This is a genomic window from Rhodococcus sp. WB1, from assembly GCF_001700945.1.
GTDB lineage: Bacteria > Actinomycetota > Actinomycetes > Mycobacteriales > Mycobacteriaceae > Rhodococcus > Rhodococcus aetherivorans.
The window spans coordinates 1206477-1220094 of sequence record NZ_CP015529.1; the positions used below are offsets into that span (position 1 = coordinate 1206477).

The window sequence follows — 13618 nt, forward strand, 5'->3', positions numbered from 1 at the left end:
GTCGTCGCCGTCCGGCGCATCGCCTTCCGTAACATCGCCGGGATCCGGCGAGGAGGAGATGCGCGTGCGAATCCCGGGGAGGTGCGCGGCGGCGATCGCAGCGGGCGTGCTCGCGGCAGGGGCGCCGAGCGCCCACGCGGCGCCACCCGAGGCGGGCGCGCTGCCGGCGCTGACCGTGACGCCACTGATGGAGGGGCTGAGCAAGCCCTGGGACGTCGTCGCCGCGCCGGACGGGACGATCCTCACCGGAGAACGCAGGGGCCGCTTCGTGGCCCGTGGCCCGGACGGTGACGTCCGCGACGTGCGCGCCGACCTGTCCGACCTGTACGCCGAGGGCGAGACCGGTCTGATGGGACTGGCGCTGGCGCCCGATTTCGGGACGAGCCGGACCCTCTACAGCTGCCAGGGTCATCGCGGCCCGGACGGCACCGACATCCGCGTGCAGTCGTGGACGGTCGATGCCGGATGGACGGAATTGACCCGTGGTGCCACCGTGCTCGCCGGCATTCCGGCCGGGCAGGGCGGCCGTCACGGCGGCTGCCGGCTGCTCGCCCACCCCGACGGATCGCTGTACGTCGGCACGGGCGACACCGCCGACCCCCAGGTTCCTCAGGACCGGAACAGCCTGGGCGGCAAGGTGCTCCACATCGATCCCGACGGCACTCCCGCGGCGGGCACCCCCGATCCGAACAGCCCGGTGTTCACTCTCGGCCACCGCAACGTGCAGGGACTGGCGCAGCGTCCCGGCACCGGCGAACTCTATGCGGTCGAGCAGGGCACCGGCCGCGACGACGAGGTGAATCTGCTGCTGCCGGGTGGCAACTACGGCTACCGGCCCGACCGCTTCCCGTTCGTCTACGACGAGTCGGTGCCCATGACCGACCCGGCCCGCGTTCCGGGGGCGATCGGGGCCGTGTGGAGTTCCGGCGCCCCCACCCTCGCGACTCCCGGCGGCACGTTCGTCGCCGGTGCCGGCTGGAACGGGTGGGACGGCGCACTGGTGATCACGAGCCAACAGCAGGAGAAGCTGCTGTTCCTCGAACTCACCGCCGACGGCCGCGCGGTGGACGAGACCGCGACCGCGCTCGAGGGCCGATTCGGCCGGCTGCGGTCGGTGACCGCGCGGCCCGACGGGGCACTGCTCGTCACGACGGACAACGGAAGCGGCGACCGCGTCCTGCTGGTGGAACCTACCGCCGACTGAGAGGGCGAGACGATGTGCTCACCGACGGTGCTCGACCGGGTGTATCGCGAGATCCAGGACAGCCGAAGCCGATTCGGCCGCCGGTCCTTCCTCGCCGCAGTGGGCGTGACCGCCGCGGGCCTCGCCGCGACGCCCGCCGCACGGGCCGGCGGGAACACCACCCCCGTGCGGGCCGACGCGGTGATCGACCTGACCCACACGCTGACCCCGCAGTTCCCGGTCTGGCCCGGCAACGAGCAGTTCACGATGCGTCCCGTCGCAACGCTCGACACCGGGCGGTTCGCCGTCAACGAGATGTCGCTGTGGGAGCACACCGGCACCCATCTCGATGCCCCGGCCCACATCGTGCGCGGCGGCGCCACCGTCGAGGCGCTGCCGGTGCGCGACTTCGTGGCCCCGCTCGCCGTCGTCGACATCGCCGGCAAGGCCGCGCAGGACGACGACTCCGTGGTCACCGTCGCCGACGTGGCGGCCTGGGAACAGCAGCACGGCCCGATCCCGCCGGGCGCGTTCGTCGCGATGCACTCGGGCTGGGAGGCCCGCCTCGCCGACCCCGCCCGCTTCGTCAACGCCGACGCGCTGCGCATCCCGCACGCGCCGGGATTCGACCGCGACGCCGTGCGGATGCTCGTGCACGAACGGAACGTCGTGGGGCTCGGCGTCGACACCCTCAGCCTCGACCGGGCGAGCAGCAGCGACTTCGGCGCCCACGTGGAGCTGCTCGGCGCGGGCCGCTACGGCATCGAGGCGATGGCGAACCTCGCGGCCGTGCCGCCGCGCGGCGCGACCGTCGTCGTCGGCGCGCCCAAGCACGTCGGCGGCACCGGCGGACCGTGCCGGGTGCTGGCACTGGTCTGATCCGCGCACCCGGCCCGGCGGGTCAGCCGAGGCGACCGGCGTCCGTGCCCGGACCGTCGAGCATCGCCGACCCCAGCAGGTGCTCCGGCACGCCGAGACCCTCGACGAGCGTCGTCACGTGCGGGCGCAGGGTCCGGCAGCGTTCGTTGATGCCGCGTGACACGGCCTTCGCCCGCTCCACCGACAGCTGCCGGTGCTCCATGTACCAGGCCTTGTCCTCGTCGATGACACTCAGCGCGTACAGGTCGCACAGGTCCGACAGCAGCTCGCGGCCCGCCTCGTCGGGACACGAGTCGATGCCCGCGACGAACGCCTCGAGCACGACCCGGTCGATGTGGGCCTGCGCGGCGTGCAGCACGTGGTCCTGCACGAAGTTGAACGCGTCGAACATGTTCTCCTCGCGCTTCGACGCGGCCTGCAGCCGCCGCGCCGCCGTCGAGAGCAGGTACTGCTCCCGGGACTCGAACATCGCCATCTGCGTGCCCCGGTCGAAGAGGCTGCCGTCCTCCTCGTTGTCCTTCCGGGTGTCGACGAGGGTCTGGAGGATCTGCTGCGCGGCGGTGCGCTTCTTGACGATGTCCGACACCGTGACGGCGGCGAACTTCATCCACTCCACCGGGCTCATCCCGCGGACCTCGTCCGCGTAGGCGGTGAGCAGTTCCTTGGCGACGAGCTGGGTCAGCACGTGGTTGTCGCCCTCGAAGGTGGTGAACACGTCGGTGTCCGCCTTCAACGCCGTCAGCCGGTTCTCGGCCATGTATCCGGCGCCGCCGCAGGCCTCGCGGCACTCCTGGATGGCGCGCGTCGCGTGGGCGGTGTTGGCGACCTTCAGTCCGGCGGCGCGGCTCTCGAGCTCACGCTGCTCCTGGGGGTCGACGTCGTCGACGGGCGTGGTCTGGATCCGGTCCATGGTCGAGACCAGCTCGTTCTGCGCGAAGGTCAGCGCGTACGACCTCGCGATGAGCGGCAGCAGGCGGCGCTGATGCACCAGGTAGTCCATCAGCAGCACCTCGTTCTCGTCGCCCGGGGCGCTGAATTGGCGGCGCTGCAACGCGTACCGCGTCGCGATCGACAGCGCGACGCGGGCCGCGGCACCCGCCGAGCCGCCGACGGTGACCCGGCCCCGCACGAGCGTGCCCACCATGGTGAAGAAGCGGCGGTTCGGGTTCTCGATCGCCGAGACGTAGGTCCCGTCGGGCTCGACGTCGGCGTACCGGTTGAGCAGGTTCTCCCGCGGGATCCGCACGTGGTCGAACATGATCCGCCCGTTGTCCACGCCCGGCAGGCCGCCCTTGTGGCCGCAATCGGAGGTGGTGACGCCGGGCAGGTCGTCGCCGTTCTCGTCGCGGATCGGCACGACGAAGCAGTGCACGCCCTGGGACTTGCCCCCGGTGATCAGTTGCGCGAACACCGCGGCGACCGTCGCGTGCTGCGCCGCGCCGCCGATGTAGTCCTTGCGTGAGGACGGGGTGGGGGAGTGGATCACGAACTCCTCGGTGCCCGGGTCGTACGACGCCGTCGTCTCGAGCGACTGGACGTCGGAGCCGTGACCGGTCTCGGTCATCGCGAAGCAGCCGAGCAGATCGAGGTCGATGAGCGGGCCGAGGTAGCGCTCGTGGTGACGGGTCGTGCCGAGATTCTCGATCGCGCCGCCGAACAGGCCCCACTGCACCCCGGCCTTGACCATCAGCGACAGGTCCGACATGGCGAGCATCTCGATCGACGCCACCGCACCACCGGCGTCGCCGCCCCCGCCCACCGCCTTGGAGAAGCCCGCCCGGGCATAGCCGGATTCGGCGAGCATCCGCATCTGCTTCAGCGTGATCGCCCGGGCCGCGTCCAGGTCCGGCGTGTAGTGCGGGGCGAACTCGGGCCGGTCCAGATCCGCGCGGGCCCGCTCGCGCGCCTGCCGCCACGCGCCGTCCAGGGTGATGCGGATGTGCTCAGCTGTGGTCGTCATGGACTCGACACTAGGACGATTCGGGCCCCTCGTGTGGGTATGTGAGAACGCCGGTATCGGCTGCAGGATGCGCCCAGTCCGTCGGGACGTCCGCGCCGCCTTCCGGACTGACCCGTGTCCCGACGCGGGCCAGCAGGGGGGTCGGAGCGATCGGTCCCGCGAAGAGGGCCTGGCCCAGCCCGAACGTCGTGGCGCGGTGCAGCATCGCCGGCGGGACGTGCGAGAACAGGTGTGCGAGCTCCTCGATCGGTGCTGCCGTTCATGCGCATCAGCAACAGGTTGTCGCACTGGGACACGACGTTCGGATGCACCTTCCCGGGGCGCTGCGTGGCGACGAACAGGTGCAGCCCGAACTTGCGGCCCTCGCCGGCGATGAGCACTCCCAGATCCGCGGTGCTCGACGACAACGGGTCCGCCGTGGCCGACGGCAGGATGTTGTGCGCCTCGTCCACCACCAGGAGCATCGGCAGGCGGCGCCGCCGCAGCATCCACAGCCGGCCCAGCAGGCCGAGCGCCACCGCGGCCCGCTCGCCGGGGGAGTTCAGGCTGCCGAGATCGATCACGAAGCACCGGCCCGCCGTCATGTCGAGTTCGGCGGCCGAGCGTTCGTCCCCCCGGCGCCACAGCTCCCACGCCGCGATCCCCAGGTTGTCGATGCGGGTCGCGAGACGCGCGGTCGCGGGGTCGGCCGCCGCCGCGGACCGCACGTCCGCGACCGAGTAGGGGACGGCGAGGGAGGCGGTGACGCGGCGCAACGCCGAGTACTCGTCGAGGTCGTGCACCGGGTCCAGGCGCAGCAGCAGCGCCTGCGCGACGAGGGGAAGGTCGCTGAGATCCAGGCACAGCAGGTGGTCGGAGTCGGCGCCGCGGGCCCGTACCACCCGCACTCCGGTCGCGGCCTCGCGATGCCGGCGCGCGGCGGGGGAGTCGTCCCCCGGATCCCGCAGCCGGCCGAGCTGCACGTGGTCGGAGTTGGGGTCGAGCACCACGATCGGCAGGGTCGTCGCGACGAGCAGCCGTTCGAGGACCGCGCCGGTCGTGTACGTCTTGCCGGAGCCGGACTGGCCGCACATGAAGGTGTGCCGGGCGAAGCCCGCCGGGTGCAGCCGCGCCGGCACCGCCGGGGCGTGCAGCATGGTGCCCACGTCGAGGGTGCCGGCGAGCGCGGCGGCGATCGTCGCGGTCTCGGCCTCGGTGGCCGGACGCACATGCCGCTCGGGAAACGGCTCCGTCTCCGGCGTGGCGACGAACCGGCCGTCGCCGAACACCCCCAGGACGGTCGCGGAACCCGCCAGCGTCCGCACCATCGCCCGGCCCCGCACCGATCGCACCGGCAGACCCGGTTCGTCGACGGTGACGTCGACGTCGGCGCCCTCGCGTTCGACGATGCGCACGCTGCGGACCTGCACGGCGAGGCGGCGCCCGTCGTCGAGTTCGACGACCGCGAACCCGCCGACGTCGACACCGACGTCCACCGGTCCGGTGAGAAGTACCTCACGGCCGTCGGCGGACAACGCGGCGGTGACCACCCGGAAACGGTCCGCGAGGGCGATCCGGACGTCGTCGAACGAGACCATGGTCACATTCCTACCGGAACGACCGCCGTTGCAGGGTCCACGCCTTTTGGCAAATCCCGCGAAACTGGGACACTGGAGGTCGTGACTGCGACCCCCGATGCATCTCGCGCCCGCGACTCCGTATCCACCGCACTGTTCGACCGGGCGTCGAAGGTGATTCCCGGGGGTGTGAACTCTCCGGTCCGCGCATTCGGATCGGTCGGCGGTACCCCGCGCTTCGTCGCGTCCGCCTCGGGCTACACGCTGACCGACGTGGACGGCAATTCCTATGTCGACCTGGTGTGTTCGTGGGGGCCGATGATCCTCGGCCACGCGCACCCGGCGGTCGTCGACGCGGTGTGCAGCGCCGCCTCGACGGGCCTGTCGTTCGGCGCGCCGACGGCCGGTGAGGTGGAACTCGCCGAGGAGATCGTGGCGCGCATCGAGCCCGTCGAGCAGGTCCGGCTCGTCAACTCGGGCACCGAGGCGACGATGAGCGCGGTGCGGCTGGCACGCGGATTCACCGGCCGAACCAAGATCGTCAAGTTTGCGGGCTGTTATCACGGTCACGTCGACGCCCTGCTCGCCGACGCCGGCTCCGGCGTCGCCACCTTCGGGCTGCCGACGTCGCCGGGTGTGACCGGTGCGCAGGCCGAGGACACCATCGTCGTGCCGTACAACGACCTCGAGGCGGTGCGCGCGGCGTTCGCGGCCAACCCGGGGAAGATCGCCGCGGTGATCACCGAGGCCGCCGCCGGCAACATGGGCACCGTCCCGCCGCTGCCGGGCTTCAACGCCGGCCTGCGCGAGCTGACCCGCGAGCACGGCGCGCTGCTGATCATGGACGAGGTGATGACCGGGTTCCGGGCGGGACCGGCCGGCTGGTACGGCATCGACGGTGTCGCCGGCGACCTCATGACGTTCGGCAAGGTGATGAGCGGCGGCCTGCCCGCGGCCGCGTTCGGCGGCCGCGCCGACGTCATGGCCCACCTCGCGCCGGCGGGGCCCGTCTACCAGGCCGGCACCCTGTCGGGTAATCCGGTCGCCGTCGCCGCCGGGCTGGCCAGCCTGCGCGCCGCCGACAGCGCCGCCTACGCCGCGCTCGACCGGAACGCCACCACCCTCGGACGGATGATCGGCGAGGCACTCACGGCCGAGGGCGTCGCGCACCGGGTCCAGTTCGCCGGCACGATGCTCAGCGTCTTCTTCACCGAGGATCCGGTGACCGACTACGCGCAGGCCAAGGCCGCGCAGACGTGGCGGTTCCCGGCGTTCTTCCACGCCCTGCTCGACCACGGCGTCTACGCCCCGCCCAGCGCGTTCGAGACGTGGTTCGTCTCCTCCGTGCTCGACGACGACGCGTTCTCCCGCATCGCCGACGCGCTGCCGCACGCAGCGAAGGCCGCGGCGGCCGCCACGGCCTGAGCGGGCCCTCCCACGCCACCACACCCGACGCACACCCGAGGAATTCCCACGTGACCGAACCTGCCCCGTCCGAGTCCCGCACCATCGTGCACGTGCTCCGGCACGGCGAGGTGCACAACCCCAGCGGCATCCTCTACGGCCGTCTGCCCGGCTTCCGGCTGTCCGTGACCGGGGAGGCACAGGCCCGGTCGGTGGCCTCGGCGCTCGCCGACCACGACGTCGCGCACATCGTCGCCTCTCCGCTCGAGCGGGCCCAGCAGACCGCCCAGCCGATCGCGGACAAGCACGGCCTGCCGGTGGCGACGGACGACAACCTCATCGAGGCGGGCAACCAGTTCGAGGGCCTGCGGGTCGCCGTCGGCGACGGGGCGTTGAGCCGGCCGCGGCACTGGTGGAAGCTGCGCGACCCCTTCACCCCGTCGTGGGGAGAGCCCTACCTGCAGATCGCGCACCGCATGCTCGCCGCCGTCAACGCCGCCCGCATCGCCGCGGTCGGCCGGGAGGCGGTGTGCGTCAGCCACCAGCTGCCGGTGTGGACGCTGCGCCGCTTCCTCGAGGGCGAGCGGCTGTGGCACAACCCGCAGCACCGTCAGTGCAGCCTCGCATCGATGACCTCGCTGGTGTACCAGGGCGACACCCTCGTCGACATCGTCTACTCCGAACCGGCCGGGGCTTCGGACCCGACCGTCCACGGCGCATGAGGCGCCGGGCCACGCGACGGGCGGCGCTGGCGGCGGCGCTGGCCTGCGGCCTCACTCTCACGTCGTGCGCCACCGGTGACGACGCCGTCGCCACCGGCGGCACCTTCGACTTCGTCTCGCCCGGGGGCCAGACCCGGATCTTCTACGACCCGCCCACGGACCGCGGCACCCTCGGTGCACTGTCGGGTGAGGACCTGATGAACGAGGGGCAGACCCTCTCGCTCGACGACTACGCCGGCCAGGTGGTGGTGCTCAACGTGTGGGGCCAGTGGTGCGCCCCGTGCCGCAGCGAGGCCGACGACCTCGAGCAGGTCTACGAGGCCACCAAGGATCAGGGCGTGCAGTTCCTCGGCATCAACGTCCGCGACAACCAGCGCGACAAGGCCCAGGATTTCGTCGTCGACAACCGGGTGGGCTACCCGTCGATCTACGACCCGTCGATGCGCTCGCTGCTCGCCCTGGGGGCGAACTACCCGACCTCGGTCGTACCGACCACGGTCGTCCTCGACCGTGACCACCGCGTCGCCGCCGTGTTCCTGACCGAACTGCTCGCGAGCGATCTGCAGCCGGTCGTCGAGCGCGTGGCCGCGGAAAGTCCGTCCGAGCAGTGACATGGGTGGTGCAGTGACATGGGTGGTGCAGTGGCATGGGTGGTGCAGTGGTGAGCAGTGATCCGCTGGTGAGCGAGGCCGTCCTCGCCGCGGGCATCGGGGACACCTTCCAGTCGGTCGCCTCGTCCGGCCCGCTGCTGCTGGCCCTCGGGGCGTGCCTGCTGGCCGGACTCGTGTCCTTCGCATCGCCCTGCGTGGTGCCGCTCGTGCCCGGTTACCTGTCCTATCTGGCCGGTGTCGTGGGTGCCGAGGCCCCCGCGGTGACCGCCGCCGAGGCGCGCGGGCGCACCACCACCGTCCGCGACGACGGGCGCCTGCGCGTCGCCGGGGCCGCCGCGCTGTTCGTCGCCGGATTCACGGTCGTGTTCGTCCTCGCCACCGCGTCGGTGTTCGGCGCGATCTCCGTGCTCTCCGTCAACCGCGAGGTGCTGATGCGGATCGGCGGGGTGGTCACCATCGTGATGGGCCTGGTGTTCGTCGGGCTGATCCCGGCGTTGCAGCGCGACACCCGCCCCGAACCCCGGCGCATCTCCGGACTGGCAGGCGCGCCGCTGCTCGGCGGCGTCTTCGCCCTCGGGTGGACGCCGTGCCTCGGTCCCACGCTCGCCGGGGTGATCTCCCTGGCCGCGGGGACCGAGGGCACCACCGCCGCGCGGGGCGTCGCGTTGATCGTGGCGTACTGCCTCGGCCTCGGGCTGCCCTTCGTCGTTCTCGCGCTGGGCTCGGCGCGGGCCCTGCGCGGGGTGGGCTGGCTGCGTGCCCACGCCCGCACCGTCCAACTCGTCGGCGGCTTCATGCTCGTGGCCGTCGGAATCGCCCTCGTCACCGGCGCCTGGGACGTGTTCGTCTCCTGGATCCGGGACGCCTTTATTTCCGAGGTCACGATGCCAATATGACGGCCACCGACACCCCCACCGCCCCACCGTCGCCGACCCCGCCGCCGCGGCAGGGCCCGGCCGGTCGCACCGCGGCGTTCGTCCGCAACACCTGGCGCGGCCTGACGTCGATGCGCACCGCGCTGGTGCTGCTGTTCCTGCTCGCGCTGGCCGCGATCCCCGGCGCGCTGCTGCCGCAGCGCAGCCTCAATTCCGGCAAGGTCGACGAGTACATCGCCGCGCGCCCGACCCTCGGGCCGCTCCTGGACCGGCTCGAGTTGTTCGACGTGTTCGGCAGCTTCTGGTTCACCGCGATCTACGTGCTGCTGTTCGTCTCCCTGATCGGCTGCATCCTGCCGCGCTGCACGGAGTACTACCGGGCGCTGCGCACCCGGCCCGTGCCGGCGCCGCGCAACCTGTCGCGGCTGCCGCACCACCTCGAGACCACGGTCGACGCCTCGCCCGAGGAGGTGCTCGCCCGGGTGCGCGGTCAGCTGCGGGGCTGGCGCATCGCCGAGCGCGGCGTGGAGACGACCGCGGGGCGCGGCGCGCGCGACGGCGAGCTCACGCTCTCCGCGGAGAAGGGGTACCTGCGCGAGGCCGGCAACCTGCTGTTCCACCTCGCGCTGGTGGGTCTGCTCGCCGCGGTCGCGGTGGGCAAGCTGTTCGGCTACGAGGGCCAGCGCATCCTGGTCGCCAACGGTGAGGAGTTCTGCACGAGCTCGCCGGCGGCGTTCGACTCGTTCCGCGCGGGCAACACCCTCGACGGCACGGGCCTGACTCCGATGTGCATCCGCGTGAAGGACTTCTCCGCGGACTATCTCGACAACGGGCAGGCCGAGATGTTCACCTCGAACATCGACTACCAGGCGGGGGCCGACCTGGCGACGAACACCTGGCGCGACGCGCAGCTGCGGGTCAACCACCCGCTGCGGGTCGGTAGCGACCGCGTCTACCTGCAGGGCCACGGCTTCGCGCCGTCCTTCACGGTGACGTGGCCCGACGGCGAGACCCGCACCGAGACGCTGCAGTGGCGGCCCGACGACGCGACCACCTTCCTCAGCAGCGGCGCGATGCGGTTCGACCCGCCGGGCGGGATGTACCCGGATCCCGACGAGCGGCGGCGCAACCAGATCGCGATAGAGGGCCTGTTCGCGCCCACCGCGGTGTTCCACGGCAACCTGTTGTCCTCCGGTTACCCGGCGCTGACCGATCCCGCCGTCGCGATCGACATCTACAAGGGCGACACGGGTCTCGACACCGGCACCCCGCAGTCGCTGTTCTCCCTCAACGGTGAGCTGATCAACCAGGGCCGGCTGGTCAAGCAGGACCGGGTGAACCTGTTCGCGGGGGAGAGCGTGACGCTCCCCGACGGGACACAGATCCGCTTCGACGGCGCGACCGATTTCGTGAACCTGCAGGTCTCGCACGACCCGGCGCAGACCTGGGTGCTGGTTTCGGCGATCACGATGATGGTGGGGCTACTGGTGTCGTTGCTGATCAAGCGCCGCCGGATCTGGGTGCGGGCCTACCCGGCCGGTACAGTGGCCGACGGGGAACGACGTACCGTAGTAGAACTCGGTGGTCTCGCCCGGACCGACCAGGCCGGATGGGGTGACGAGTTCGAGCGTCTGACCGGCCGATTGCTCGGCGACGACACGACCGCACGTGCGAAGGCAGCACAGGAGAAGAAGGCATGACCCTCAACGAGACCCTCGCGCAGTACAGCGACTGGGCATTCGAATCGGCGTTCGCGGTGCTGGTGCTCGCGCTGGTGTTGCTGATCGCCGAGTACGCCTCGCACCGGGCCGATCTCGTCGCCGAGCGTGAGCGCACGCTCGTCGCCGTCGGCGCGGCCGGCGAGCCGCCCTCGGCGCCGGACGGTCCGGGCCGGGTGGAGGAGCCGCGGGGCCGGACGCTGTCCGAGCGTCTCGGCAACATGGGGCGCGCGCTCGTCGTCGTGGTGGCCGCCCTGCAGGTCACGTCGATCGTGCTGCGCGGGCTGTCCACCGAGCGCTTCCCGCTCGGCAACATGTACGAGTTCGTGTCGATGGCGTGCGCCGCGGCGGTGCTGTTCGGCCTGGTGGTGCTGCGCCGGCCGGCCTACCGGATCATGTGGGTCTACCTTCTCGTGCCGGTGCTGATCCTGATGTTCCTCGCGGCGACCGTGCTGTACGCCGACGCCGCGCCCGTCGTGCCCGCCCTGCAGTCGTTCTGGCTGCCCATCCATGTGACCATCATCAGCGTCGGCAGCGGCATCTTCCTGGTCTCCGGCGTCGCCAGCCTGCTGTTCCTGCTGCGCATCCGGTTCCCGAAGGGCGAGGAGGGTCGCGGCGTGTTCGGCCGGATCGCCGAGCGCCTGCCGGACGCGCAGACCCTGGACCGTCTCGCGTACCGCACCACCATCATCGGGTTCCCGCTGTTCGGTGCCGGCATCATCCTCGGCGCGATCTGGGCCGAGGCCGCCTGGGGCCGGTTCTGGGGCTGGGATCCCAAGGAGACCGTCTCGTTCATCACCTGGGTGATGTACGCGGCGTACCTGCACGCCCGCGCGACGTCGGGCTGGCGCAACACGCGCGCGGCCTGGATCAACGTCGCCGGCTTCGTCGCCATGCTGTTCAACCTCTTCATCATCAACATGGTCGTCTCCGGTCTGCACTCGTACGCCGGCCTGACCTGATCTGTTATCGTCCGCGTCGGCCGGGCCGTGGGGGACCGGGGACGGGGGACGACGTGGTGCCGGAGGACGGCGAGCGGACGGGGACGGCGCAGCCGTCGGCGCGGGATCTGGACGCATCGCTTCTCGTGAGCCGGGTGCAGCCGGCGCCCGCGCGGGGGTGGCGCCGGGCCGTGTACCGCGGCACCGGCGGGCGCATCGATCCCGGCGACAGCCGGCGGGGCCGGCAGCGCCGCGAACTGGTCGAGCAGGTGCGCGGACCGCTGCACGGCTGCTACCGGATCGCGCTGCTGAGCCTGAAGGGTGGGGTCGGCAAGACCACCACCACGGTCACGCTCGGGTCGACGTTCGCGTCGTTGCGGGGCGACCGGGTGGTTGCGGTGGACGCCAACCCCGACCGGGGGACACTGAGCCAGAAGGTCGCCGACCGAGCGTCCGGCACGGTGCGCACGCTGCTGCGCGACGAGGCGCACATCCACCGTTACGGCGACGTCCGGGCCCACACCTCACAGAACCGGCATCGCCTCGAGGTGCTGGCCTCGGACAGCGACCCGGCCGTCTCGGAGGCGTTCAGCGCGCGGGACTACGAGCGGGCACTGGCACTCCTCGAACGGTTCCACAACATCGTGCTCACCGACTGCGGCACGGGACTGATGCACTCGGCGATGCGCGCGATTCTCGAGAACGCGGACACGCTGGTGGTCGTCAGCTCCGGATCGGTGGACGGCGCGCGGAGCGCCTCGGCGACGCTGGACTGGCTCGACGCCCACGGTTACCGGGACCTGGTGGCCCGCTCGGTGGCGGTGGTCAACGCCGTGCGGCCCCGGTCCGGCAAGGTGGACGTGGAGCGGCTGGTCGAGCACTTCGCGCGGCGCTGCCGCGCCGTCCACGTGCTGCCGTTCGATCCGCACCTCGAGGAGGGTGCGGAGGTGGACCTGGCCCGGCTGCAGCCACGCACCCGGCGAGCCCTGCTGGAACTCGCGGCGGGGGTCGCCGCGGACTTCCCGCGTCGCGGTCACCGGGGCGAGCGCAGCGACGGGACAGGTCACCGGGGCGAGCGCAGCGACGGGACAGGTCACCGGGGCGAGCGCAGCGACGGGACAGGCCACCGGGGCGAGCGCAGCGGCGGGACAGGTCACTCGGCCGGAGATCAGTCTCCGGGGTCCTGATCGGGTCCGGGGGTGCCGTCGGCGGACCTGCGCCGGAACTCCCGGTCGACCTTCCACAGGAAGTCCGGGTCGTCGTCGGGTCCGATCACGCGGGTCGGCCGGGAGCGAAGGTCGGGACCGAACGCCTTCCACAGCAGCACCGCAATCGTGAGGGCACCGACTATGGCCAACAGGTAGAGCACCACGCACCTCCTCGCCGCGAGCAGTCCGCCGGCGTTTCCGCAGCCGGCCGGGCCTGCTCCTTCAGTCTATTCGTAGTGGCGGGAGTGCAGATGTGGCCTGGGTCCCCGACGAGGCCTCCGTCTCCTCGGATCAGCGGGTGGCTTCGGTGGTGAGGGAGCGCAGCAGCGCGAGTACCTCGGACTCCCGGAAGCGGCGGTGACCGCCGGGGGTGCGCAGCGAGCCGAGCCGGCCGGCGTGGGCCCAGCGGGTGACCGTCTTCGGGTCCACGTGGAACAGGGCCGCGACCTGGCCGGGGGTCAGCAGCGATTCCTTCGCGCCGTTGAATGCGGGTGCGCTCATCGATGGTCCTTCCGGGTGTTTCGTCTCGTTCGGATCGACGTGGCCATGTTGACACCGAAT

At 71.8% G+C, this 13618-nt stretch carries 13 protein-coding genes; 9 read left to right on the forward strand and 4 right to left on the reverse strand.

Annotated elements, in window-relative coordinates:
* The first annotated feature begins 58 nt into the window (after nucleotides 1–58).
* Nucleotides 59–1204 carry a PQQ-dependent sugar dehydrogenase gene (locus A4U64_RS05465; protein ID WP_065922301.1) on the forward strand — a complete coding sequence of 382 codons (1146 nt, stop codon included), beginning with the start codon at nucleotides 59–61 and terminating at the stop codon, nucleotides 1202–1204.
* 12 nt (nucleotides 1205–1216) lie between these two features.
* Nucleotides 1217–2062, forward strand: coding sequence for a cyclase family protein (locus tag A4U64_RS05470; protein WP_006935936.1), 846 nt, complete (start codon nucleotides 1217–1219; stop codon nucleotides 2060–2062).
* A 22-nt stretch (nucleotides 2063–2084) separates the two neighbouring features.
* Here the strand turns inward: A4U64_RS05470 and A4U64_RS05475 are convergent, their stop codons facing one another.
* Nucleotides 2085–4022 carry an acyl-CoA dehydrogenase family protein gene (locus tag A4U64_RS05475; RefSeq protein WP_006935934.1) on the reverse strand — a complete coding sequence of 646 codons (1938 nt, stop codon included), beginning with the start codon at nucleotides 4020–4022 and terminating at the stop codon, nucleotides 2085–2087.
* Nucleotides 4019–5599 carry an ATP-binding protein gene (locus A4U64_RS05480; protein ID WP_232334193.1) on the reverse strand — a complete coding sequence of 527 codons (1581 nt, stop codon included), beginning with the start codon at nucleotides 5597–5599 and terminating at the stop codon, nucleotides 4019–4021. Before A4U64_RS05480 ends, A4U64_RS05475 begins: the two co-directional genes overlap by 4 nt.
* An 81-nt stretch (nucleotides 5600–5680) precedes the next feature.
* Here A4U64_RS05480 and hemL point away from each other — a divergent pair, with 81 nt between their 5' ends.
* The 7 genes from hemL to A4U64_RS05515 are packed head-to-tail and all read left to right on the forward strand — an operon-like array spanning nucleotide 5681 to nucleotide 13036.
* The gene (gene hemL / locus A4U64_RS05485) at nucleotides 5681–7003 is read left to right on the forward strand and encodes a glutamate-1-semialdehyde 2,1-aminomutase (protein WP_043803237.1); all 1323 of its coding nucleotides are present in this window, start codon (nucleotides 5681–5683) and stop codon (nucleotides 7001–7003) included.
* Between the two features lie 50 nt (nucleotides 7004–7053).
* A complete protein-coding gene (locus tag A4U64_RS05490) occupies nucleotides 7054–7704 on the forward strand; it encodes a histidine phosphatase family protein (protein ID WP_043803234.1) in 651 nt (216 codons plus the stop codon).
* A complete protein-coding gene (locus tag A4U64_RS05495) occupies nucleotides 7701–8315 on the forward strand; it encodes a TlpA disulfide reductase family protein (RefSeq protein ID WP_043803231.1) in 615 nt (204 codons plus the stop codon). Before A4U64_RS05490 ends, A4U64_RS05495 begins: the two co-directional genes overlap by 4 nt.
* A 35-nt stretch (nucleotides 8316–8350) precedes the next feature.
* Complete coding sequence (locus tag A4U64_RS05500; protein ID WP_006935923.1) at nucleotides 8351–9211, forward strand: cytochrome c biogenesis CcdA family protein; 861 nt, start codon at nucleotides 8351–8353, stop codon at nucleotides 9209–9211.
* On the forward strand, nucleotides 9208–10890 hold the full coding sequence (gene resB, locus A4U64_RS05505) for a cytochrome c biogenesis protein ResB (RefSeq protein WP_006935921.1): 1683 nt from the start codon (nucleotides 9208–9210) through the stop codon (nucleotides 10888–10890). The genes A4U64_RS05500 and resB overlap by 4 nt, the downstream gene beginning before the upstream one ends.
* The gene (gene ccsB / locus A4U64_RS05510; RefSeq protein ID WP_029545125.1) at nucleotides 10887–11870 is read left to right on the forward strand and encodes a c-type cytochrome biogenesis protein CcsB; all 984 of its coding nucleotides are present in this window, start codon (nucleotides 10887–10889) and stop codon (nucleotides 11868–11870) included. Before resB ends, ccsB begins: the two co-directional genes overlap by 4 nt.
* Nucleotides 11871–11923: 53 nt before the next feature.
* On the forward strand, nucleotides 11924–13036 hold the full coding sequence (locus A4U64_RS05515) for a MinD/ParA family ATP-binding protein (RefSeq protein WP_029545123.1): 1113 nt from the start codon (nucleotides 11924–11926) through the stop codon (nucleotides 13034–13036).
* On the opposite strand, the gene A4U64_RS05520 is transcribed toward A4U64_RS05515, so the two are convergent.
* On the reverse strand, nucleotides 13018–13218 hold the full coding sequence (locus A4U64_RS05520; RefSeq protein ID WP_029545121.1) for a hypothetical protein: 201 nt from the start codon (nucleotides 13216–13218) through the stop codon (nucleotides 13018–13020). The two genes, A4U64_RS05515 and A4U64_RS05520, sit on opposite strands and share 19 nt — an antisense overlap.
* A gap of 130 nt (nucleotides 13219–13348) precedes the next feature.
* The gene (locus A4U64_RS05525) at nucleotides 13349–13558 is read right to left on the reverse strand and encodes a BldC family transcriptional regulator (RefSeq protein WP_006935908.1); all 210 of its coding nucleotides are present in this window, start codon (nucleotides 13556–13558) and stop codon (nucleotides 13349–13351) included.
* Between the last annotated feature and the right edge of the window lie 60 nt (nucleotides 13559–13618).